The 21,480-nt window shown below is 69.7% G+C and carries 22 protein-coding genes; 12 read left to right on the forward strand and 10 right to left on the reverse strand.

Annotated features, from left to right (window positions below):
• Positions 1-55: 55 nt before the first annotated feature.
• Both IFU19_RS01435 and menC read right to left on the reverse strand, forming a co-directional pair.
• Entirely contained in the window at positions 56-1,444 is a 1,389-nt protein-coding gene (locus IFU19_RS01435) for a glycine--tRNA ligase (protein ID WP_055934809.1), read from the reverse strand.
• A gap of 77 nt (positions 1,445-1,521) precedes the next feature.
• Positions 1,522-2,655 carry an o-succinylbenzoate synthase gene (gene menC, locus IFU19_RS01440; RefSeq protein ID WP_192012721.1) on the reverse strand — a complete coding sequence of 378 codons (1,134 nt, stop codon included), beginning with the start codon at positions 2,653-2,655 and terminating at the stop codon, positions 1,522-1,524.
• Between the two features lie 243 nt (positions 2,656-2,898).
• Between menC and IFU19_RS01445 the strand changes: the two genes are divergently transcribed.
• From IFU19_RS01445 to IFU19_RS01480, 8 genes are all read left to right on the forward strand, one after another.
• A complete protein-coding gene (locus tag IFU19_RS01445) occupies positions 2,899-3,561 on the forward strand; it encodes a response regulator (protein ID WP_070409066.1) in 663 nt (220 codons plus the stop codon).
• 550 nt (positions 3,562-4,111) lie between these two features.
• The gene (locus tag IFU19_RS01450) at positions 4,112-4,306 is read left to right on the forward strand and encodes an aureocin A53 family class IId bacteriocin (protein WP_083285806.1); all 195 of its coding nucleotides are present in this window, start codon (positions 4,112-4,114) and stop codon (positions 4,304-4,306) included.
• 83 nt (positions 4,307-4,389) lie between these two features.
• Positions 4,390-5,325 (forward strand): ABC transporter ATP-binding protein, encoded by a 936-nt coding sequence (locus IFU19_RS01455; RefSeq protein ID WP_192012722.1) that lies wholly within the window; start codon positions 4,390-4,392, stop codon positions 5,323-5,325.
• 199 nt (positions 5,326-5,524) lie between these two features.
• Positions 5,525-6,061, forward strand: a complete 537-nt coding sequence (locus IFU19_RS01460; protein ID WP_249405299.1) for an ABC transporter permease — start codon at positions 5,525-5,527, stop codon at positions 6,059-6,061.
• Between the two features lie 311 nt (positions 6,062-6,372).
• Positions 6,373-6,762 carry a PH domain-containing protein gene (locus IFU19_RS01465; protein WP_342343359.1) on the forward strand — a complete coding sequence of 130 codons (390 nt, stop codon included), beginning with the start codon at positions 6,373-6,375 and terminating at the stop codon, positions 6,760-6,762.
• 242 nt (positions 6,763-7,004) lie between these two features.
• The gene (locus tag IFU19_RS01470; RefSeq protein WP_342343360.1) at positions 7,005-8,231 is read left to right on the forward strand and encodes a hypothetical protein; all 1,227 of its coding nucleotides are present in this window, start codon (positions 7,005-7,007) and stop codon (positions 8,229-8,231) included.
• Between the two features lie 63 nt (positions 8,232-8,294).
• A complete protein-coding gene (locus IFU19_RS01475) occupies positions 8,295-9,104 on the forward strand; it encodes an SDR family oxidoreductase (RefSeq protein ID WP_192012725.1) in 810 nt (269 codons plus the stop codon).
• Positions 9,105-9,109: 5 nt separating this feature from the next.
• Positions 9,110-9,319: a hypothetical protein gene (locus IFU19_RS01480; protein WP_055832745.1), complete on the forward strand. Its 210-nt coding sequence runs from the start codon at positions 9,110-9,112 to the stop codon at positions 9,317-9,319.
• 45 nt (positions 9,320-9,364) lie between these two features.
• Here the strand turns inward: IFU19_RS01480 and IFU19_RS01485 are convergent, their stop codons facing one another.
• Positions 9,365-10,051 carry a GNAT family N-acetyltransferase gene (locus IFU19_RS01485; RefSeq protein ID WP_192012726.1) on the reverse strand — a complete coding sequence of 229 codons (687 nt, stop codon included), beginning with the start codon at positions 10,049-10,051 and terminating at the stop codon, positions 9,365-9,367.
• A 174-nt stretch (positions 10,052-10,225) separates the two neighbouring features.
• Between IFU19_RS01485 and IFU19_RS01490 the strand changes: the two genes are divergently transcribed.
• Positions 10,226-10,630 (forward strand): MFS transporter permease, encoded by a 405-nt coding sequence (locus IFU19_RS01490; RefSeq protein WP_192012727.1) that lies wholly within the window; start codon positions 10,226-10,228, stop codon positions 10,628-10,630.
• A 41-nt stretch (positions 10,631-10,671) separates the two neighbouring features.
• Here IFU19_RS01490 and IFU19_RS01495 read toward each other — a convergent pair whose 3' ends face one another.
• Positions 10,672-12,000, reverse strand: coding sequence for an MFS transporter (locus IFU19_RS01495; protein WP_055934829.1), 1,329 nt, complete (start codon positions 11,998-12,000; stop codon positions 10,672-10,674).
• Positions 12,001-12,172: 172 nt separating this feature from the next.
• Here IFU19_RS01495 and purU point away from each other — a divergent pair, with 172 nt between their 5' ends.
• Entirely contained in the window at positions 12,173-13,054 is an 882-nt protein-coding gene (gene purU, locus IFU19_RS01500; protein ID WP_055833210.1) for a formyltetrahydrofolate deformylase, read from the forward strand.
• A gap of 159 nt (positions 13,055-13,213) precedes the next feature.
• Here purU and IFU19_RS01505 read toward each other — a convergent pair whose 3' ends face one another.
• The 4 genes from IFU19_RS01505 to IFU19_RS01520 form a co-directional block, all read right to left on the reverse strand.
• Positions 13,214-14,104, reverse strand: a complete 891-nt coding sequence (locus IFU19_RS01505; RefSeq protein ID WP_249405300.1) for an FHA domain-containing protein — start codon at positions 14,102-14,104, stop codon at positions 13,214-13,216.
• 14 nt (positions 14,105-14,118) lie between these two features.
• A complete protein-coding gene (locus tag IFU19_RS01510; protein ID WP_055832739.1) occupies positions 14,119-14,391 on the reverse strand; it encodes a hypothetical protein in 273 nt (90 codons plus the stop codon).
• Between the two features lie 109 nt (positions 14,392-14,500).
• Positions 14,501-15,466, reverse strand: a complete 966-nt coding sequence (locus IFU19_RS01515; protein ID WP_070409946.1) for a serine hydrolase — start codon at positions 15,464-15,466, stop codon at positions 14,501-14,503.
• Positions 15,467-15,514: 48 nt separating this feature from the next.
• A complete protein-coding gene (locus IFU19_RS01520) occupies positions 15,515-17,494 on the reverse strand; it encodes a M13 family metallopeptidase (RefSeq protein WP_192012728.1) in 1,980 nt (659 codons plus the stop codon).
• Positions 17,495-17,593: 99 nt separating this feature from the next.
• On the opposite strand from IFU19_RS01520, the gene IFU19_RS01525 reads away from it, so the two are divergent.
• Positions 17,594-18,922 (forward strand): MATE family efflux transporter, encoded by a 1,329-nt coding sequence (locus IFU19_RS01525; RefSeq protein WP_192012729.1) that lies wholly within the window; start codon positions 17,594-17,596, stop codon positions 18,920-18,922.
• A 74-nt stretch (positions 18,923-18,996) separates the two neighbouring features.
• Here the strand turns inward: IFU19_RS01525 and IFU19_RS01530 are convergent, their stop codons facing one another.
• Together IFU19_RS01530 and IFU19_RS01535 are read right to left on the reverse strand one after the other, a co-directional pair.
• Positions 18,997-19,437, reverse strand: a complete 441-nt coding sequence (locus tag IFU19_RS01530) for a RidA family protein (protein ID WP_192012730.1) — start codon at positions 19,435-19,437, stop codon at positions 18,997-18,999.
• Positions 19,438-19,457: 20 nt separating this feature from the next.
• Positions 19,458-20,120 (reverse strand): TrmH family RNA methyltransferase, encoded by a 663-nt coding sequence (locus IFU19_RS01535; RefSeq protein WP_055832735.1) that lies wholly within the window; start codon positions 20,118-20,120, stop codon positions 19,458-19,460.
• 77 nt (positions 20,121-20,197) lie between these two features.
• Here IFU19_RS01535 and IFU19_RS01540 point away from each other — a divergent pair, with 77 nt between their 5' ends.
• Entirely contained in the window at positions 20,198-21,475 is a 1,278-nt protein-coding gene (locus tag IFU19_RS01540) for an Nramp family divalent metal transporter (protein ID WP_055832734.1), read from the forward strand.
• Positions 21,476-21,480 lie beyond the last annotated feature (5 nt).

Below are 21,480 nucleotides of genomic sequence, written 5' to 3' on the forward strand. Positions count from 1 at the left end.
AGACCGGATGCCGCGACCTCGAGGTCACGGCATCCGGTCAGTCGTGCGTGAGGGATCAGGCTCCGCGCAGGCGCTCGGCGAGGTAGCCGTGCAGGGCGTCGAGGCCGATGCGCTCCTGGCCCATCGTGTCGCGGTCGCGCACGGTCACGGCGTTGTCGTCGAGCGAGTCGAAGTCGACCGTGACGCAGAACGGGGTGCCGATCTCGTCCTGACGGCGGTAGCGGCGGCCGATGGCGCCGGCGTCGTCGAAGTCGATGTTCCACCCGGCCGCACGCAGCGTGTCGGCGACCTCGCGCGCCAGCGGCGACAGGCGCTCATTGCGCGAGAGCGGCAGCACGGCGACCTTGACGGGCGCGAGGCGCGGGTCGAGCTTGAGCACCGTGCGGGTGTCGGTGCCGCCCTTGGCGTTGGGCACCTCTTCTTCGCGGTAGGCGTCGACGAGGAACGCCATCATGGCGCGCGTGAGACCGAACGAAGGCTCGATCACGTACGGCGTGTACTTCTCACCCGAGGCCTGGTCGAAGAAGGTGAGCGACTGGCCCGACGCCTCGGAGTGGCTCTTGAGGTCGTAGTCGGTGCGGTTGGCGACGCCCATGAGCTCGCCCCACTCCTTGCCCGGGAAGCCGAAGCGGTACTCGACGTCGATCGTGCCGGCGGAGTAGTGCGCACGGTCGTCCTCGGGAACGTCGAAGCGCTTCATGTTCTCGGGATCGATCCCGAGGTCGAGGAACCAGTTCCAGCACGCCTCGACCCAGTGCTCGAACCACTCGTTCGCCTCGGCGGGCGGCGTGAAGTACTCGATCTCCATCTGCTCGAACTCGCGCGTGCGGAAGATGAAGTTTCCGGGGGTGATCTCGTTGCGGAACGCCTTGCCCACCTGGCCGACGCCGAACGGGGGCTTGCGACGGGATGCCGTGAGCACGTTCGAGAAGTTCACGAAGATGCCCTGGGCGGTCTCGGGACGCAGGAAGTACAGGCCCGACTCGTCGTCGACGACCCCGAGGTAGGTCTTCACCAGGCCCGAGAACGACTTCGGCTCGGTGTACTGCCCCTTGTTGCCGCAGTTGGGGCAGGGCACGTCGGCCAGACCGTTCTCGGCCGCGCGGCCCTTGCGCGCCTCGAAGTCCTCGATGAGCGTGTCGGCGCGGAAGCGCTTATGGCAGCTGAGGCACTCCACCAGCGGGTCGGTGAAGGTCGCGACGTGCCCCGAGGCCTCCCAGACCCGCTTGGGCAGGATGATGCTCGAGTCGAGCCCGACCATGTCGCCGCGCCCGCGCACGAACGTCTGCCACCACTGCCGGCGGATGTTCTCTTTGAGCTCGGTGCCGAGGGGGCCGTAGTCCCACGCGGAGCGGGAACCGCCGTAGATCTCACCGGCCTGGAAGACGAACCCGCGGTGGCGGGCGAGGGCGATGACCTTGTCGAGGCGGGACTGTTCGGCCACGGTGGCTCCAATGGTCGGGAAAGCTGTGGGGATGCGGCGCGAGTGCGCGGCTCCAGTTTATCGAGCGTCGGCCCTGCTCACCGTGTGAGCCTCTCGCGGCGCACGGTGAAGCGCTCCAGCGCCGCCGTGTCGATCTCGACGCCGAGGCCCGGACCTGTCGGCACGCGCACGTGTCCGTCGTCGAGCACGGCGGGTTCGGTGACGATGTCGTGCTCGTAGAAGCGGGCGGATGCCGAGATGTCGCCGGGCAGCGTGAAGCCCGGCAGGGCCGCGAGGGCGGCGTTGGCGGCACGGCCGATGCCCGTCTCGAGCATGCCGCCGCACCAGACGGCGATGCCGGCGTCACGGCACAGGTCGTGCACCGCGACGGCCTCGAGATACCCGCCGATCCGACCCGCCTTGACGTTGATGATCGACCCCGAGCCCAGCGCCAGGGCGTCGGCCGCCGCCTTCGCCGACACGATCGACTCGTCGAGGCAGACGGGGGTCCGCAACCGCGCGGCGAGCGTCGCGTGGTCGACGAGGTCGTCTTCCTGCAGAGGTTGCTCGATGAGCAGCAGGTCGAAGCGGTCCAGTTCGGCGAGGGTGTCGGCATCCTGCAGCGTGTAGGCCGAGTTCGCGTCGACCTGCAGCGGGATGGATCCGAAGGCCTCGCGCACGGCGGCCGTGTCGGCGAGGTCGCGCCCCGGTTTGATCTTGATCTTGATGCGCACGTAGCCCTCGTCGAGGTACCCGCCGACGACGTCGACGAGCGCCGCGGGGTCGCGCTGGATGCCGACCGAGACGCCCGAGGGCACCCTGTCCCTCTCGGCGCCGAGGTACTGCCCGAAGCTGCGCCCCTGGGCGCGCAGGGCGGCGTCGATCACCGCGAGCTCGAGCCCCGCCTTGGCCATGCGGTGCCCGACGAACGGACGCAGGATGCCGGGGACCTCTTCGGGCGCGAAGGCGCGGCGCTCCAGCAACGCCGGCGCCAGGTACCTCGCCAGCACGTCCCACGCGCTCGCGGTGTACTCGCTGGAGTACAGCGGAGCGGCCATGGTCACCACCTCGCCCCACCCGCGCGCGTCGGGGGTCTCGGCCGCGACGACGATCACCTCGCGCACGGTCTCGGTGCCGAACGACGTCGTGAAGGGCGAGACGAGCGGGATCTGCAGCACGCGCAGCTCGATGGCATCCAGGGTCACGGGGGTGGCGGCGCGGGTGAGCGGCATGAGGGCAGGCTAGCCGCCGGTGCGGGCGCCGGAGGCATCGACCGGCACCCTCACCAGCGCCGCGTCCTCAACTCGCTTCGCCCGGAGGCGATGCCGAGATCGAGTCCGGGGTGACGACCGGGATGAACTAAGGGAAGAACGCTGCGGTTGTCGCGTGCGTCACGCGTTGCCCCATCAGGGACACGCGCCGGGCGGCAGAGATTTTGCGACGGCCGCCGAGAAGCCGCCACATACGCTGCTCGAATGCAACCGATCCGCGTCCTCATCGCCGACGACGAGGCGCTTGTCCGCCGTGCGCTTCGCCTCTTCGTCGACGCTGAGTCCGAGTTGGAAGTCGTCGGTGAGGCGAGCGACGGGCCGAGTGCCGTCGATCAGAGCATCGCCCTCGGTCCCGACGTAGTGCTGATGGACGTCCGGATGCCGGGCGGCGATGGAATAACTGCGATTGAACGGGTCGCAACAGCCCTCCCGCTGACACGCTGCGTTGCTCTCACCACGTACCGGTCCGACGAAACGGTGGTAGCTGCTCTCCGTGCCGGGGCGGTCGGCTTTCTCGTGAAGGACTCGGAGCCGGAGCACATCACGGCGGCGATACGCAGCGCCCATCACGGTGGATTCGTGCTCTCACCCATCGCCGGCCGCGCGCTCATCCGGCGAATTGGTACGTCAGCAGACAATCAGCCGAGTCGTACTCTGAGCGAGGGCGAGCAGGTGTCACGTCGCGAACGCGATGTACTCGAGCTCCTCGCCCAGGGCATGTCCAACGCCGAGATCGGTCAAAGCCTCTTTCTGTCTGAAGCCACGGTTAAGTCGCATCTGCGTCGCATCATGACGAAGTGGAGCGCTCGCGATCGTATCCAGGTTCTTCTCTACGCGGCATCAACGGGCGTCGTTCGCATTCCCTGAGCACTGACGCGCAGGTCGACTGCGACCGGTCCTACTGCCCGCGGCGTGAGCGCTTCACTCGCGAAACAATGGCGAACGTCGTCGCGGCGGCGACCACGCCACAAGAAACGGTGGCGCCCCACCGTATTGGGGCATCGACATCGGTGAAGACCGCGAGCGCGATGTTCACTGCCGCTGCTACTACGCACAGGGCGACGAGCGCTGCGCCGTCTGCGATGGTCCGCTTCATTCCGGCCACAAGAGTCCTTCCGTCACGGGTGCCCTGGCGCCGCGCTGCAGGCGTCCGCACCCAAGGGTCACAACCCCTCGGAGCGTAATCGCGGCGCGCGTCGGTCGACAGAGGCCCCAGGTCTGTTCAGTCCCGGGGCGGTATCACCCACCCTGCGGTTGCGCCTTTCGGTGGGTTCAGGTTGCGCCCCCCGCGTCCAACCGTGGGTCTTTCAGGTCAAGAAAGGCCTTCGACGGCCTGGCTAGCGTCACCCTCGGCGCTGCGATCGCGGTCACGAACGCATCGCCGTTGACAGAAATCAACGGATCGAGAGGAAACATCATGGGGGCAGTTCTTCGGTTCATCTCCTGGGTTTGGGCAAACATCGGCCGCTGGGGCAGATGGGTAGCCAGCCAAGTAGAACGGATCGTCGCGTGGGCACGTAACAACTGGCGTCGCGTGCTCGAGTGGATCAATGCGGGTATCTCCTTCGGCACGATCGTCGAGTGGATTCTCCGCAGCCTCGGTATCGGCTGAGGGGCATCCGGATGGGGCGGCATCATATGTGCCGTCCTATCCGGATTGATCACTTCGCCCCCAAGAGAAATGAGGAGCAACGCATGCCGCGCGAGCACGACACAGGCATACGAGTGACGGGTGTCAGCAAGAGCTACCGCAAGAAGCGCGTCCTCGATGACATCACCTTCGATGTCCCCGCCGGGACCATCACGGGTCTCCTCGGCCCGAACGGGTCCGGGAAGTCCACGGTTATGCGCGCGATGCTTGGGCTGACCCTCACGGACTCAGGATCGACGACGTTTGATGGCATTCCTTACCGCGACCTTCCGCAGCCCGGGCGCTGTGTCGGGGCACTCCTCGACCCCACAGCCCACCACCCGGGACGCAGCGTCGAAGACACTCTTTCCAGCGCCGCAGTACTGGCTGGCGTCCCGATAGAACGCGCGCGTGGACTGATCGCCATTCTCGGCCTCGCCTCAGCTTCGCATCGTCGATTCGGCGCGCTCTCCCTGGGGATGAAGCAACGCCTCGCCCTGGCCTTGGCTCTCATGGGCAGTCCTCGGCACCTCATCCTCGATGAGCCGATGAACGGTCTTGATATCGAAACCGCGGACTGGCTTCGAACGACCCTGATACAGCACGCGCACGCGACCGGCGGCTCTGTGCTCGTTTCGACGCATCTCCTCGAAGAACTCCAGACCTTCGCCGACCGTATCGTCGTACTCAGCGAGGGGACGATTCGATACGTTGGCGAAGTCGATCAGCTCAGCCCCGAGACGGGCACGAGGGTCGTCGCCGCTGACCCCGAGGCCATGATGCGGGCGCTGCAGTCTCGCGCGCTGTCATTCAGATTCGATCGGGGGTCGAGCCGGTTCTTCGTCGGAACCGACCCCCGGTCCCTGAGCAAGATCTGCATCTCCGAGAGCATCCTCATCGACGAGCTCGGTGAAGACCGTGAGTCCATCAGCGATGTGTACCGCCGCCTCACACGAGGCGAGTACCGAGTCGAAGGAGACGCCATTGCTACTCACCAGTAGTGGAGTGTCGACAGCTCGCTTCACCCGTTGCCTGCATGCCGAGCTCCGCAACGTGCGGACGACGCGCGGGATCCGTTGGACTCTCGGCATCACGGTGTCCTTATGGGTTGTCGTGGGGGCAGGAGTCGCCGCGATCAATCTCCTGCTCGACCCGGGGTCGGTAAGCATCGCAGGCGCACTCCTAGGCGTTGGTTCTGCTGTGACCGTCTTCGTTCCGATCCTGGCGATCTTGATCGTTGCGGCCGACTGGCAGTCACGCGACGTGATGACGACGTTCACCCTCGAACCACGACGTCACATCGTCTTCTTCGCGAAAGCTGTGACGGTGCTCATCGTCTGCCTGGCGCTCGTGATCTTCGCCGCCGTCTTCGTGGTCGTCTTGGCGGTATCGCTTGCGCTGGCGACAGGCTCCGGCGTTGGATGGAACACCGATACCTCCACCGTCGCGCTTCTGCTCGGCGGTACGACTGTCGGCATGATCTCGGGCCTTGCCTACGCGGCCGCGACGCAGCGCGTCGTCATCGCCATCGTCTTTTCTCTCATTCAAGGTTTTGCTCTCGATCCGCTCCTGATGCTCGTCCCTCACGGCGCCGGCTCGTGGTTCCGCCTGGCCGCGATCAGTGAATTCGTCAGCGGAAGCGGACAGCTCACACCTGCGATCAGTGCTGGTGTGCTCTGGCTTGTCGTTCCGCTCACCACAGGTTTTGTTCGCCACCAGAGGGCCGACGTGCAGTGAGGACGAGATCTTGCCACGAGAAAAGTCTGGCTGGCGCCTCGGTCAAGGCGCCAGCCAGGTGCTCCAATCGGATCGAGAGGAAGCATCCTGATGCTACGCGCCCGCTTCTCGAAACTGACTGGGAGTCGCAGACCCCCGCACCTTCCTCAGCCCGACGACGCGAAAGGAGCGCCGTGTCGCCATCCGTACGGCCGACGCAGCTTCCTCTTCAGGGCCCGCCACCGACGCAGAACGCACCGGGCAACAGTTCGCTGGCTCCTCGCGCGCTCAACTACCTCAACGTCCGGACGGGGTTCAGCACAGCCGCGGCTGTGGCAGTGCTGGGCGGTGGAATCTGCTTCCTCCCTGATGTGATGTGGCGCGGCATCCTTGGCTCGGTCGTCGCCGCGCTCGCCATCATCTCCTTGTGCATCGAGTTGCCGTGGCTCAACCGCAAAGAAGTGCAGAGTTGTAGTTACACGGTGACTCCCGACTTCGTCTACATCAGTCGCGGCTGGCTCTGGCGCCGCAGCACGACGATCCCCACCGCGCAGATTCTGAACGTCGAGATTGTCCAAGGGCCCCTACTCCGTATGTTCGACGTCGTAAGCGTCAGGTTCACGTGCATCTCCGAAGTCGAAGCCTTGCGTCCGCTCGAGTGGAGCGCCGCAGAGCTCGCGCGTACCACGGTGCTGCTGACCCGTGCGGAGCCACTCGAATGAGTGAACGGACTGAAACGGCAACCCGGCGGTTGCCACGGCATTACCTCCCGGCGGCATATCTAGAAGCTGCACCGAAACTGATCGGCGGGCTCTCGGCGGGCGCAATCGCCATCTTCGCGCCGGGAGTCTGGCCCGGGGCGTGGGCGTGGCTCGCGTTGGGTCCGTTGATCAGCGTGCTCGCCCTTGAACCGGCCTGGCGTTGGGCGTTCACTCGCATCACCCTTACTCCCACACATTTGGTCGTGCGAACCGGCGCCGTCCACCGCCGAGAACAGACCCTCGCGTGGACCGACGTCGGCACTGTCGACAGCCGCCAGCCCTGGGCGTTTGTCCCGTGGCGCCTGCGCGCGATGACGTTGTCCCAGGCAGGAGATGAGCGGACGAAAGTGTCTTTGTGGGCCGCCGACGACGCTCTTCACCACGACGTGACAGCATCCATCCACCGAACGGTGCACGCCGCTCAGCGGGCAGTCAGCGACGGGCATACGGAGGCGGTCGGGGACGCGAAGACCGAAGACCTTCTTCTGTACCGCGCGCGAATCGGCCAACTGCTTCTGGCCAGCGTGGTCTACGGGCAGTTTGCACTCATCGGCGGTGGAGCGGCGATGGCCTTTTCTGAGTGGTTGCAGACGTTTTCGGTCGACAAGGTGATCGCAGGATGGATCCGCCTCACGCCGGCCGCGTGGGCGTTCGTCCTCATCGGAGTCATCGGCACCCTCGGAGTTCTTCTGACAGTGTTCCGATACGCGAACTTCGAGGTGCGGCGGGCCGGGGACGGACGCCTCGTGATCTCCTACGGTCTTCTCTCCACCCACGTTCGGAGTGTCTCGCCGCAGGCGACCATCGGTGTCGTTCTTCAGCGCAACATTGTCGAGACGGCACTCGGCCGGGTTCGACTGTCTTTGTTGACGACGGACTCGGCAGCGCAAGCCGGAACGAACCTCGTGCTTCCGTCACTCCCACGACGAAGCGTGGAGCGTCTCCTGCACGAAGCGTTCGGGGAGGATCCGTCGACACCACTGCTCACGGCGGACCGTGGCTTGCGCGCAGTCGGCACGGGCGTTGCAGTGCTCGCATCGATAAGCGCCGCAGCGGTGCTCGCCGGGTGGACTACCTCTGGTTGGGGGTGGTCGCCTGCACTGATTCTCGCAGCGGGGGGGTTCGCTATCGCGCTGGTCTGGCCCGCAAGCAGGGTTCTCTGCTCACGGCTGCACGCCAATCCGGAGTCCGACCGAGTCGCCCTTCTCATCAGCCACCTGGTCCAACGGCAAACGATTCTGTCCGCCGGGGCTGTACACGTCATCGCGACAACCCGCTTTTTGAGCCATCCCCTCCTGGTCTGTTTGAGTTACTACGCAGGCATGCCACGCACCTTCCGCGCGCCTCTCTTCTCTGTGCGGGAGGTCGACGCGCTGTCCACTCGTATGGTTCGAGGCGTTCCGCCACCGCGGACGCGCCGGCGACCGTAACGCCCGCGTCCGACGCTGGCAAGGCCGCCGACCGCGCCGGGGCGCACGCGTAGCGTCGGTCGCATGAGCGACTTCACCCCGCGCCACGCGATCGTCACCGGCTCCGACTCGGGCATCGGTGCCGCCACCGCCCTCGCCCTGGCCGACGCCGGCATCGACGTCGCGATCACCTACCACTCCGACAAGGACGGCGCCGAAGAGACCGCCGAGGCCGTCCGCGGCCGCGGCGCCCGCGCGATCGTCGCGCAGTTCGACGCCACCGACTTCGACTCCGTCCCCGGGGCCGTGAACGCCATGGCCGACGAGCTCGGCGGACTCGACGTCTTCGTCAACAACGCGGGCGGCGGCATCGGGGGCACGTTCCTCGACCTCGACCTGAAGACCTGGCGCACCGACATCGCCCTCAACCTCGACGGAGCGTTCCTCGCCCTGCACACCGCGGCCCGCCGCATGGTGCAGGCCGGCAACGGCGGTCGCCTCATCGCGGTGTCGAGCGTGCACGAGCACCAGCCCCGCGTGGGCTCCGCCCCCTACGTCGCCGCCAAGCACGGTCTCGGCGGCCTGATCAAGACGATGGCGCTCGAACTCGGCCAGTACGGCATCACCGCGAACGCCGTCGCCCCGGGCGAGATCGCGACGCCCATCAACGACATGTCGGCCGAAGACGCGGAGCGCACGCATCGCCCGGGCATCCCCCTCGGCCGCCCCGGCAAGCCGAGCGAGGTCGCCGATGTGATCCGCTTCCTCGCGTCGCCCTCGGGATCGTACGTCTCGGGCGCCAGCTGGGTCGTCGACGGCGGAATGCTGCAGATGGGCCCGCAGGCGGGCTCCCACATGGAGTCGGACGCCTGGCGTTCGGCGGGCGAGGAGTGAGCGCGATGAGCGACGAGAAGAGCTTCGAAGAGAACCGTCACGACCAGTTGACGAGCGCACCGAAGGCGACCGAAGAAGACGCCGCCCCGCGTTTCGACGTCACCGAGCACGACGGGGTCACGCGCATCGACGTGCGCGACGACGCGGCCGTGCGCCCGGGCCCCGGTCAGGGCGACCCGGCGGCCGAGAAGGACACCCCGATCACCGAGCAGTGATCCCTGCCGCGTCGCCCGCCCCCACGGAGCTGGCGACGCGAGGCGTCACCGCACGATGAGGTACCCGCGTCGATCGAAACCGCCGACGCGGTGACCGGATGCCCGGTGCTCCCGCAGTTCGTCGCGCACGCGCACGCGCCACTCGGCGGCGGCCACCGGGTCGCTGCGGCGGAGCGCCGCGACGTCGTCGGGCACGGCCACGGCGGCGAGGATCTCGGCATCCGCGGGGGTCGGTGCGGGCGGCTCGGCGAGCGCCCACGCGACCATGAGACGGTCGGACTCGTCGCCGCGGTTCACGGCGTCGTCCATCTCGCCGTACTGGTTGACGAGGTAGTCGGTGACGCGGGCGCCGAGGACGGCCAGGTTGAAGTGGGCGTTGCGCGCCACGAGCGGGTCGAAGGTCCAGGTGATGTGCCCGACGCCGCGCTCCAGCGCCCAGACCCGTTGGTGCTCCTTCAGCTGGCGACCGAGGCCGCGGCCCTGGTACCCGGGCACGATGCCGGTGATGTGCGAATGCATCGAGCGTTCGGCGGGCGGCGCGAAGAACGCCGCCGACGCGCCGACCATGCGATCGCCGTCGAACAGGCCCACGACGTAGTTGCCCGCGTGCTCGAGGGCGCGCAGGATGTTCGCCGGCATCGTGCCGCGCTCGCCCCACACCTCGTCGAGTACCCCCGCGGCGCGGTGGATGCCGTCGATGTCGCCCAGCGTGCGGATGTCGATCTCGCTCATGCTCCGAGTCTCGCACCGGGCCCGCCGGGTGCGTGCCGGGGAAACCCCGTCGGGGCGTGACGATTCCGCCGCCCGGCACGTCTCCTCCGTGACGACACCGTCACCTTCACGAGAGGACATCGACATGGCATCCACGATCATCGACTCCCGCGTCACGTCGCTCGAGGTGCACCCGTGAGGCGCGCGACCTCGGGTGCCCGTCGCCGGCCCCGCGGCGTGCTCATCGCCACCGGCGTGGGTGCGGCCCTCACGGTGATCATCGCCCTCGCGCTGTACCTGCCCCTCGTCGGCTTCCTCGCCGCGACCACGGCCGGCACGGCGGGCCTCGTTCCGTTCCCCGTCGGCGGTGTCGCCCTCGCGACCCTGCTCGGCGTCGTCGTGGCCGCGGGCGCCCTGCTGGTGGCGGTCACGCGCCGCCGCGTCTGGCTCGCGTGGACCTTCGCGGTCGTCGCCGTGCTCGCCGCCCTCGCGACGACCGTGTATCCCCTCGTCGCGGTGGCCGTCGGCTCGGCCGACCGGGCCTCCGACGTGGTGCCGCTGCTCATCGACCTCTGGCAGCGGGTGACCGGCCTGGGCTGACCGGAGCGATCCGTCCTCCCCTGCCGACCTCGCCGCGGGCGTCAGCGCGGCAGCTTGTCGAACCCGCCCACGTGACGGATCGTGCGCCCGCGCTCGACGGCGATCGCGATCCCCCCGACGAGCCACAGCGGCACCTGGGTGAGGAACGCCAGGCGGAAGGCATCCAGCGAATAGGTCGCCGGGGTCCCCGCCCCCTGCACGTCCATCGCGACGCCGATGAACAGGATCGCGAGGAGCGCGGCGAGGAAGCCGCCGCCGTTCACGATGCCCGTCGCGGTGCTGAGCCGGTGGCTGGGAGTGAAGGTGCGCGCGTGGTCGAACGCGATCATCGAGGCGGGTCCCCCGGTCGACAGCGCGAACATCAGCACGATCAGCAGCCACACCGGGGCGGGCCCCGGCCAGGCGATCACGGCGATCCACACCAGCGCTTGGAACACCACGACCGGGAGCACGAGCCAACGCGAACGACGGGTGGGATGCCGACTCGACAACGCGCCGATGACCGGACCGCACACGATGCCGAACAGCACGAGCGTCGTCATGATCAACGACGCCGTCGCCGCCGGCAGCCCCTCGCCCGCGGTGAGGAACGGGAAGCCCCAGAGCAGCATGAACGCCGTTCCCGCGAAGGGGGTGGCGAAGTGCGACCAGAAGCCGAGGCGGGTGCCGGGGTGCGCCCACGACTCGCGGAACCCCTGCCGCAGGTCGGCCGCCGAGGTCACGACCCGGATCGCGCCGGTCTGCGTGTCGACCGAGGTGTCGACCGGGTCGGTACGACGCTCGGGCGGGCGGTTGCGGATGATCGCGTACGTCAGCACCGCGAACAGCACCCCGAGTCCCGCGACGCTGCCGAAGGCGACGCTCCAGCTCGTGGCGTGCAGCAGCGCGGCGAGCGGCACCACGGCGATGATCTGGCCGAACTGGCCGATGATGCCGGTGAGCTGCACCAGCAGCGGCGCCCGTTGCGCCGGGAACCAGGTCGCGATCACGCGCAGCACGCTGGGGAAGATGGCGGCGTCGCCCGCCCCGATCAGCACGCGGGCCAGGATCCCGATCCCCACCGCATCGGCGAACGCCATCACCAGCTGGCCGAGCGCCATGAGCACCATGCCGATCGCGATCATGGGCCGCGCGCCGAAGCGGTCGAGCAGCAGGCCCACCGGGATCTGCATGGCGCCGTAGACGAAGAGCTGGATGACGGCGAACATCGACAGCGCCGACGCATCGGCGTGGAAGCGGGTGGCGGCATCGACGCCCACCGCCGAGAGCGACGTGCGGTTGACGATCGAGACGACGTAGGCGAGCAGGCCGACGCCCCACAGCACCCAGGTGCGCCACCCCGGCCGGTCGAGGCGCAGGGCGTTGTTCACGTCTCCCAGGCTAGCCCCGCCCGCCGACATCGAGGCTGGTGCGGTCAGCCCGGCGCACCGGGGCGCGATCGGCGCACCGGGGCGCACGGTGACCGCCCCGGTGCACGAACAGCGCCCCGCTGTGCGCCGCAACCTGGTCGGCGACCGCGTCGGCGCACGGCAGAATGGTCCGATGGTCTCCGCGAGCCCCCACCTGCAGCCCGATCACGCGTGTCTCATCGTGCACGGCAGTGACACCCCCGGCATCATCGCCGCCGTCTCGGCCCTCATCGCGCGACAGGGCGGCAACGTCGTCGCCTTCGACCAGTACTCCGACCAGCTGCGCGGCGGCGCGTACTTCCAGCGCGTGGTGTTCCACCGCCCCGACCTGCCCGCGGCCCTGCCCGAGATCGAGGCCGACCTCGCGAAGACGCTCGGCGACGGCTTCGAGCTCGAGTGGACCCTCACCGACCTCTCGACGCCGAAGCGCATGGCGATCCTGTCGTCGAAGCAGGACCACTGCCTTCTCGACCTGCTGTGGCGTCACCGCCGTGGCGACCTGCCCGTGAGCATCCCCATGGTGGTGTCGAACCACACCTCCTCGGCCGACGACGTGCGCTCTTTCGGCGTTCCGTTCTTCCACGTCCCCTCGACGCCCGGGCCCGACAAGTCGGCATCCGAGGCCCGCATCCTCGAGCTGCTCGTCGGCAACGTCGACTTCATCGTGCTGGCGCGGTACATGCAGATCCTCTCGCCCGACTTCCTCGAGAAGATCGGGGTGCCGGTGATCAACATCCACCACTCGTTCCTGCCGGCCTTCATCGGCGCGGAGCCGTACAAGAAGGCCAAGCAGCGCGGGGTCAAGCTCATCGGCGCCACCTCGCACTACGTCACGAGCGACCTCGACGAGGGCCCGATCATCGAGCAGGACACCGTGCGCGTCACGCACGCCGACTCGGCGGCCGAGCTCGCCCGTCGCGGCGCCGACGTCGAACGCCAGGTGCTCTCGCGCGCGGTCCTGTGGCACGCCGAAGACCGCGTGCTGCGCGACGGCAACCACACGATCGTCTTCTGACGCGGTCGTGAGGCGGCGTCGCTACCGCCACGCCCGACCGAGGACGCATTCGTTCGTCGAGACCGCATCCGATCGAGCGCACTCACGTGCGGCCTCGACGAACGGATGCGTCCTCGACGAACGGATGCCGCTTCGACGGCGCCCAGCCCGTCCACCGTCTCAGTCGGGATCGCTCGCGCGGCTGAGCGGGCCGCTCCCACCCCGCGGCGGCTGCTTGCGCTGACGCGCCAACTCGCCGCCGACGCGCCCGCCGTACGGTCGGCCGTGATCGGCGAACTCAGCGCGGAAGTAGGCGAGCCGCCAGTCGCCCAGCTCGATACGCGCACCGGTGCGCAGGATGCGCCCGCCGCGGTCACGACCCGGGCCCTGCTCCCGCGCCCCGCCGCCCCCGACCTCGTCGAAGCCGTACAGCACGTACTCGTCGTCGCCCTCGTGGCGGATCTCGGCGTGCACCGGCGCCAAGCCGGGCAGGCGCAGGTCGACCTCTTCACCCGAACCGATCACGGTCTTCTCGGGCAGCAGGTCGAACTCGCGCGGCCGCGAGCCGTCCCACGTCGCGTCGCCGACCGCGAAGATCAGGCGCGGCCGCCCCGAGCCGGGCGTGTAGTGCGTCGTGGTGATGCGGCGACGTACCGTGCGGTTGACGGTGGGAACCAGCGGCATCGGGGTGCCCGGCGGGATCGGGAAGACCGACCCCCGACCGTTCCGTTTCATCAGCAGCGGTGCCACCGCCGCGACCGAACCCAGCCGGATGTGCGCCGACCCCGTGACCGCCCGCTGCAGGACGCTGCGCTTGACGTCGCCGAGGTGCAGGATCGGACCGTCCGGCCCCTCCACGCGCACCGAGATGCCCCGGGATGCCAGGGCGTCGGCCAGGGTCGACAACTCGCCCAGGGTGCGCCGACCGCGGCCCGGCAGGCGCGAGGGGTCGCTCACGAAGACGCGCACCTCGGAGCCCTCGGCGGTCACCGTGCCCTCGAACGGAGGCGACCCGGCATCCTCCGTCTCGTCGCGCTCCGAGAAGGCGAGGTCGATGTCGAGACGCACCATGACGGCGCCGCCCCTCAGCTGCCGCGGTGCGGGTCGGACCCGGCCGCGGTGTCGTCGCTCGTCGTGACGCGCAGGGTGCCGTTGAGCTTCCAGGTCGCGCGCGGGGCGTCGGGGCCGATGTCGCGGGGAACCTCGACGGTCATGTCGACGAACGAGTAGTTGACGGCCGCTCCGCGACCGGTCAGGTACGACCACATCTCGCGACCGAGGTCGGTCCAGTCGGTGATCGAGTGGCCCTCGGGGCCGGCGTTGTCGGCGAACGGGTCGGTGGTGGAGGAGTCGGACATGGCCCCGGTCCCTTCTTTCGTGTGGAGGCCAATAGCGTCCCAGCGACCCTCCGCACCGGGGAAGGGATTGCGTTCGCGCCCCCGGTGGGGGAGCATTCTTCGCCGCCCGTCAGTACACGTACTCCATCAGCTCGACACCCAGCACGCGGAAGGCGTCGTGCGCCCGCAGACGGTGGGCGATCGAGAGGTCGTCGAAGTTGACGATCAGCGCGAACGCGACGCCCGCGCGCGGTCCGCCCAAGACGCCGGCCTCGGCGCGCACGCCCGCCGCGCGACCCGTCTTGTTGACGAACAGCAGACCGTGCTGATCGTTCTCGTGGGCGAAGGGATCGAGGCCGGTGGCGGATGCCACGAGCGACAGGTCGTGGTTCAGGCTCAGCCACTCCGCGACCTGCGCGCTGACCCCCGGCGACACGATGGTCGAGTTCACCAGACCGGCGAACACGTGCGCCATCTCGCGCGCCGTGGACAGGGCCAGATGGGGGGCGTCATCGGGTCCGCGGGCGTCGCGAAAACGGTCGAGCAGCGCCGTGCGCCGCAGGCCCAGCTGTTCGACCCGCGCCCGCACCGATTGCAGCCCCACCCGGTGCACGAGGGCATTGACCGCCAGAGCGTCGCCCGACGACGCGGCCAACGCCGCGAGATCGGCCACGGGCAGCGCCGGGGCCTTGAGGTGCTGCCAGACCCCGCCCTGGGCGGCGTCGTGCACCGACGCGCGGTCGACGATCTCGAGCGGGTCGAGGCGCCCCGCCTCGATCGCGGCGGCGACCTCGATCAGCAGCGGCACCACGCCGAGACCGCCGACGGGCAGCGTCACGAAGTCGTCGCCCGAGAGCACCTCCGCCCCACCGTCGAGATCGTCGATGCGCACCGAGACCTTGGCCCCCGACGCCGCCAGCTCGTCGAGCGAGCGCAGCGTCGCCGTGAACGACCGACGACCGGCCGCGGCACGACGGGGGAGGCGCTTGGGCCCCTTGCGTCCCGCCCCGCGCAGGGCGGGGGCGTCGCGACGAGACGACGACTCCACCGGCCCGCCGACGGGGTCGGGCACGGCGGGCTCGGGAACCGGGGGCATGCCCACGAGCGTGGCTCCTTCCGGGTCAGGAGGGCAACAAACGCGACCTCACCAAATGGTGACGCGCTGGTCGGCGTCGAGCCAGAGGGCGTCGCCCTCGGTGACTCCGAACGCCTCGTAGAATGCGTCGATGTTACGCACGATCTGATTGCAGCGGAACTCGTTCGGCGCGTGCGGGTCGATGGTGAGCAGCCGGATCGTCTCGGCGTCGCGCCCCTTCTGCTGCCAGATCTGAGCCCAGCTCAGCAGCAGACGCTGGATGCCGGTGAACCCGTCGACGTCGGGGCCCTCATCCGCCGTCTCACCCTGTCCCTCGAGGAAGAGGCGGTATGCCGCGATCGCGATGCCGAGGCCGCCCAGGTCGCCGATGTTCTCGCCGATGGTGAGGGCGCCGTTGACGTGGTGCTCGTCGGCGAGGCCCTGCGGCACGAGCGCGTCGTACTGGGCGATGAGGGCCTTGGTGCGCTCCTCGAAGGCCGCGCGGTCGGCATCCGTCCACCAGTCGCGCAGCGACCCGTCACCGTCGAAACGGCTGCCCTGGTCGTCGAAGCCGTGTCCGATCTCGTGACCGATCACCGCACCGATGCCGCCGTAGTTGGCCGCGGCGTCACGGTCGGCGTCGAAGAACGGGTACTGCAGGATCGCGGCGGGGAACACGATCTCGTTCATGAGCGGGTTGTAGTACGCGTTCACGGTCTGCGGGGTCATGTACCACTCGTCGCGGTCGATCGGCTGGCCGACCTTCGCGAGCTGGCGGTCGTGCTCCCACAGGTGAGCGCGGCGTACGTTGCCGATCAGGTCGTCGGCGACGACCTCGAGCTCGCCGTAGTCCTTCCAGCGCACGGGGTAGCCGATCTTCGGCGTGAACGCGTCGAGCTTCGCGAGGGCGCGCTCGCGCGTCTCTTCGGTCATCCACTCGAGGCCGCGGATCGACCGACGGTACGCCTCGATGAGGTTGGCGACCAGGCCGTCCATGGCGTCCTTCGCCGCCGGCGGGAAGTGCCGCTCGACGTAGACCTTGCCGATCGCCTCGCCCAGGGCGGCCTCGACGAGACCCACCCCGCGCTTCCAGCGCTCGCGGTTGACCGGCACGCCCGTCAGCTGGGTGCCGTAGAAGGAGAAGTTCTCGGCGACGAAGTCGTCGGAGAGGAACGACGCCGCGGAGTGCACGATCTTGAACCGCACCCACGCCTTCCAGTCGTCCAGGCGCTCCTCGACCAGCAGCCCCCCGAGCGACTCGATGAAGCTCGGCTGATAGACGACGACCTCGGCGAGCGCGTTCTCGTGCCCCGGCGCGACGGCGGAACGCCACGGCTCGAGGTCGAGCCCGGCCAGGGCGACGGTGTCGTCCCACGACTTCAGGTTGTACGTCTTGACCGCGTCGCGGTTGTCTTCGCGCGACCAGTGGTGCGTGGCGATCTCGGTCTCGAGGGCGAAGACGCGGTCCGCGGATGCCGCGGCCTCGGCGACGCCGGCCAGGTCGAGCAGGCGCTCGATGTGGCCGCGGTACGCCGTGCGGGTCTCGTCGAAGTTCTCGAGGCGGTAGTAGCTCTCGTCGGGCAGCGAGATGCCGCTCTGGTACAGCACCGGGACGTAGCGGGTGGGCGCGCCGGGGTCGGGCTCGACGAACAGCGCCAGCAGACCGCTGACGCCGTCGCGCTCGAGGTCGCCGATGAGCTGCAGCAACGAGGCGATGTCGGTCACGGCGTCGACGCGCTCCAGGCGGGCCTCGATGGGCGCACGGCCGAGCTGCTCGATGCGCTCGGTGTCCATGAAGCTCGCGAAGAGATCGCCGATCTTGCGGGCCTCGGTGCCGGGCTCGGCATCCTGCGACTCCTGCACGATGGTGCGCACGTTCGCCTCGGCCTGCTCGGCGATGAGGTGGAACGAGCCCCAGCGGGCCTTGTCGTCGGGGATCTCGGTGCGCTCCAGCCAGCGGCCGTTCACGTGGCGGAACAGGTCGTCCTGCGGGCGGATCTCGTCGCTGAGCTCTTCGAGCGCGAGACCGGAACGGAGGTTGTCGGTCATGCAGTCAGGATAAGTGCCCCACATCGGTGCGGGCTCGGAACGGCGGTCGATGACCGCACGCTCCCGGGCGGTGTCGCACCCCCGCCCTAGGCTCGGAGCGTGACCACCCGCCCACCCGAGACGCTGAACCGCGCGATCCTCAGGCTCGCCGTTCCGGCGCTGGGCGCGCTCATCGCCGAGCCGCTGTTCCTCATCGTCGACGCGGCGATGGTCGGGCACCTGGGCGTGGCGCCCCTGGCCGGTCTCGGTATCGCGGGAGCGGTGCTGCACACCGTCGTCGGGCTCATGGTGTTCCTCGCGTACTCGACGACCCCCGCCGTGGCACGCCGCTTCGGCGCGGGCGAGTTCGGTCGCGCGGTCTCGGTGGGCATCGACGGCATGTGGCTCGCCGTGGGTCTCGGCGCGCTGCTCGCGGCGGTCGGCGTACTGGCGACGCCCGCGATCGTCGACGTGTTCGGCGCCGCCCCCGACGTCGCCGAGAACGCGCGCACGTACCTGTCGATCTCGATGTGGGGCCTGCCCGCCATGCTGGTCGTGTTCGCGGCGACCGGATTGCTCCGCGGGATGCAGAACACCGTGACGCCGCTGTGGATCGCCGGCCTCGGCTTCGGCGCCAACGCGCTGCTCAACGCCGTCTTCATCTACGGCTTCGGCTGGGGGATCGCCGGCTCCGCCGCCGGAACGGTCGTGGCGCAGTGGGGAATGGTGGGCGCGTACGTGCTGGTCGTGCGGCGATTGGCCCGTCGGCATGCGGCGTCCATCCGCCCCGAGCGCGCGGGGCTGAGCGGCACGGCCCGTTCGGGCGGCTGGCTGTTCCTGCGCACGGTGAGCCTGCGCGTGGCGTTCCTCGCCACCGTCGCCGTCGCGACCGGTCTCGGCTCGGCGGAGCTGGCGGGGTGGCAGATCGCGTTCACCATCTTCTCGACCGCGGCGTTCGCCCTCGACGCGCTCGCGATCGCCGCGCAGGCGCTGATCGGCAGCGCCCTGGGCGCCGGTGACTCCCCGACTGTCGGCCGGGTGCTGCGGCGCACGAGCGCCTGGGGTGTGTGGTTCGGCCTCGCCGTGGGGGCGATCGTGGCCGCCGCGTCGGGCGTGGTGGGGCTCGTCTTCACCGGCGATCCCGCGATCGCCGCCCTCATCCAGCCGGCGCTGCTCGTGCTCGCCCTGGCACAGCCGCTCGCCGCTTTCGTGTTCGTGCTCGACGGGGTGCTGATCGGCGCGGGCGACGCGCGCTACCTCGCCCTCGCGGGCGTGCTCAACCTGGTGCCGTACGTGCCCGCGCTGGTGCTCGTGGCGCTCTTCGCCGGCGGCGGCGCCACGGGGCTCGCCTGGCTGGCCGCGTCGTTCTTCGGCGTCTACATGCTCGCGCGCGCGCTCACCCTGGGGCTCCGCGTGCGCGGGCAGAGGTGGATGACGGCGGGCGGGTGACGCCCGCCCCTCGATCCCCCGGGCCGACCTCGCCGCGGAGCCGGTGAGGGCAGCCACCCGACCCGCGTCGGGGCTCAGCCGCGGGCGTCGACGCCCTCGGCCGCGACCTCGTCGAGCACCGCGGCGACGGCTTCGATCTCGACCAGCTGGCTGTCGTAGCCCAGCACCGTGACCCCGATCAACGTGCTCGGCACGTCGTGGTCGCCGAACGCGGCGCGCACGACGTCCCACGCCGCGACCAGGTCGGTCTGACGCGTGGATGCCACGAGCACCCGCGTCGAGATGACGTCGGTGAGCTGCGCCCCGGCGTCGGCGAGCGCGGTGACGAGGTTGTCGACGCACCTCCGGGCCTGCGCCGTGACGTCGCCCACCCCGACGGTCGCGCCGTCGGCGTCGAGGGGGCAGGAGCCCGCGAGGAAGATCAATCGGGCCTCGGCGGGGGCTGTCGCGGCGTAGGCGTACTCGGCGACGCTCGACAGCGAGGCCGAACGGATGAGGGTGACGGCTTGCGGCATCCCTCCACCCTCGCACGGGCTCACGCCCAGCGACGGCACCATTCGTACATGATCACGGCGGCCGCCGACGCGGCGTTGATCGACCGCGTCGACCCGTACTGCGTGATCTCGACCACGCCGGTCGCGGCCTCGATCGCCTCGGGCGACAGACCCGGGCCCTCCTGGCCGAACAGCAGCACGCAGCGCTCGGGCAGGTCGGCCCGGTCGACCGGCACCGATCCCTCGACGTTGTCGACGGCGATCACGGGCAGACCCGCCTCGCGCGCCCAGGCGGTGAACGCCGCGACGTCCTCGTGGTGCCGCACGTGCTGATAGCGGTCGGTCACCATCGCGCCGCGGCGGTTCCACCGGCGCTTGCCGACGATGTGCACCTCGGCGGCCAGGAAGGCGTTGGCGCTGCGCACGATCGATCCGATGTTGAGGTCGTGCTGCCAGTTCTCGATCGCGACGTGGAAGGGATGCCGCTGCGCGTCGAGGTCGGCGACGATGGCCTCCATCGACCAGTAGCGGTATCCGTCGACGACGTTGCGCGTGTCGCCGTGGGCGAGGAGATCGGGGTCGTACCGCGGGTCGTCGGGCCATTCCCCGGGCCAGGGTCCGACGCCGTGGGTCGGGGCGGCGGCGCCCCCGTCGGGTTCCGGCGCGACCCGGGGCTCGGGCGCGGGGTCAGCGGCATCCGTCACCGGTTCAGGCTACCCGGGCCGCACCCGCGACCACTCCCCCGCTTTTCGGTCACCCGAAATATCGATAGGGTTTCGGCATGCCGAAAAATGACCTGGTCGCCGACCGACGCCACACCCCCGGGCGTGGGCTGTGGCTGCTCGGACCGGCGATGGTCGCGGGGGTCGCCTACCTCGACCCCGGCAACGTCGCCAGCAACATGACCGCCGGCGCGACCTTCGGCTACCTGTTGGTGTGGGTGGTCGTGCTGGGCAACGTCATGGCGTGGCTCATCCAGTACCTCTCGGCCAAGCTCGGCATCGTCACCGGCGAGAGCCTGCCCCAGGTGCTCGGACGCCGCATCCAGCGGCCCTGGGCCCGACGCCTCTACTGGGTACAGGCCGAGCTCGTCGCCATGGCCACCGACATCGCCGAGGTCATCGGCGGCGCCGTGGCCCTGAACCTGCTGTTCGGCATCCCGCTCGTGTGGGGCGGCGCGATCACCGGCGTCGTGTCGATGCTGCTGCTCGTCGTGCAGTCCCGGCGGGGGGCGCGGGCGTTCGAGACCGTGCTGATCGGGCTCCTGCTCATCATCGCCGCGGGATTCACCTTCGGCCTGTTCTTCGCGCCGCCCGACCCCGCCGGCGTGGTCGAGGGGCTCGTTCCGCGTTTCGAGGGGACGAACTCGGTGCTGCTGGCCGCGTCGATCCTGGGCGCGACGATCATGCCGCACGCCATCTACGCGCACTCGGCACTCAGCCGCGACCGCTTCGCCCCCGGGTCGCCGACGGCGGCAGCCGACCTCGAGCAGGCCCGCGGCATCTCGACGCTCCGACTGCTGCGCGCCACCCGCTGGGACGTCACCATCGCCCTCGTGGTCGCCGGAACCGTCAACCTCGCGATCCTGCTGCTGGCCGCAGCGAACCTCGCCGGCGTCGACGGCACCGACAGCCTCGAGGGCGCCTACGCGGCTCTCCGCGACGGACTCGGCCCGGTCGTGGCGACCATGTTCGCCGTCGGGCTGCTCGCGAGCGGGCTCGCCTCGACCTCGGTCGGTGCGTACGCCGGCGCCGAGATCATGCACGGCCTGCTGCGCGTGCGCGTCCCCCTGCTGGTGCGGCGGCTCGTCACCCTCATCCCCGCACTGGTCATCCTGGCCCTCGGCGTCGACCCCACGCTCGCCCTGGTGCTCAGCCAGGTCGTGCTGTCGTTCGGCATCCCGTTCGCGCTCATCCCCCTCGTCGCCCTCACCGCGCGGCGCGATCTGCTCGGCGCGCACCGCAACCGGCCGCTCACCACCGCCGGCGGGGTGCTGGCATCGGTGTTCCTGGTCACTTTGAACGCCGTGCTCCTGTGGCTGGTCTTCGCCGGCGGATAGGCTGA

It is taken from the genome of Microbacterium sp. CFBP 8794, assembly GCF_014841235.1.
Taxonomy (GTDB): domain Bacteria; phylum Actinomycetota; class Actinomycetes; order Actinomycetales; family Microbacteriaceae; genus Microbacterium.

Coding starts and splice junctions, on each gene's coding strand:
- IFU19_RS01530 (WP_192012730.1), bottom strand. CDS start 19,437: ATGCCGCAAGCCGTCACCCTCATCCGTTCGGCCTCGCTGTCGAGCGTC.
- IFU19_RS01515 (WP_070409946.1), bottom strand. CDS start 15,466: ATGCCCCCGGTTCCCGAGCCCGCCGTGCCCGACCCCGTCGGCGGGCCG.
- IFU19_RS01510 (WP_055832739.1), bottom strand. CDS start 14,391: ATGTCCGACTCCTCCACCACCGACCCGTTCGCCGACAACGCCGGCCCC.
- IFU19_RS01485 (WP_192012726.1), bottom strand. CDS start 10,051: ATGAGCGAGATCGACATCCGCACGCTGGGCGACATCGACGGCATCCAC.
- IFU19_RS01475 (WP_192012725.1), top strand. CDS start 8,295: ATGAGCGACTTCACCCCGCGCCACGCGATCGTCACCGGCTCCGACTCG.
- IFU19_RS01520 (WP_192012728.1), bottom strand. CDS start 17,494: ATGACCGACAACCTCCGTTCCGGTCTCGCGCTCGAAGAGCTCAGCGAC.
- IFU19_RS01455 (WP_192012722.1), top strand. CDS start 4,390: ATGCCGCGCGAGCACGACACAGGCATACGAGTGACGGGTGTCAGCAAG.
- purU (WP_055833210.1), top strand. CDS start 12,173: ATGGTCTCCGCGAGCCCCCACCTGCAGCCCGATCACGCGTGTCTCATC.
- menC (WP_192012721.1), bottom strand. CDS start 2,655: ATGCCGCTCACCCGCGCCGCCACCCCCGTGACCCTGGATGCCATCGAG.
- IFU19_RS01540 (WP_055832734.1), top strand. CDS start 20,198: ATGCCGAAAAATGACCTGGTCGCCGACCGACGCCACACCCCCGGGCGT.
- IFU19_RS01450 (WP_083285806.1), top strand. CDS start 4,112: ATGGGGGCAGTTCTTCGGTTCATCTCCTGGGTTTGGGCAAACATCGGC.
- IFU19_RS01445 (WP_070409066.1), top strand. CDS start 2,899: ATGCAACCGATCCGCGTCCTCATCGCCGACGACGAGGCGCTTGTCCGC.
- IFU19_RS01480 (WP_055832745.1), top strand. CDS start 9,110: ATGAGCGACGAGAAGAGCTTCGAAGAGAACCGTCACGACCAGTTGACG.
- IFU19_RS01505 (WP_249405300.1), bottom strand. CDS start 14,104: ATGGTGCGTCTCGACATCGACCTCGCCTTCTCGGAGCGCGACGAGACG.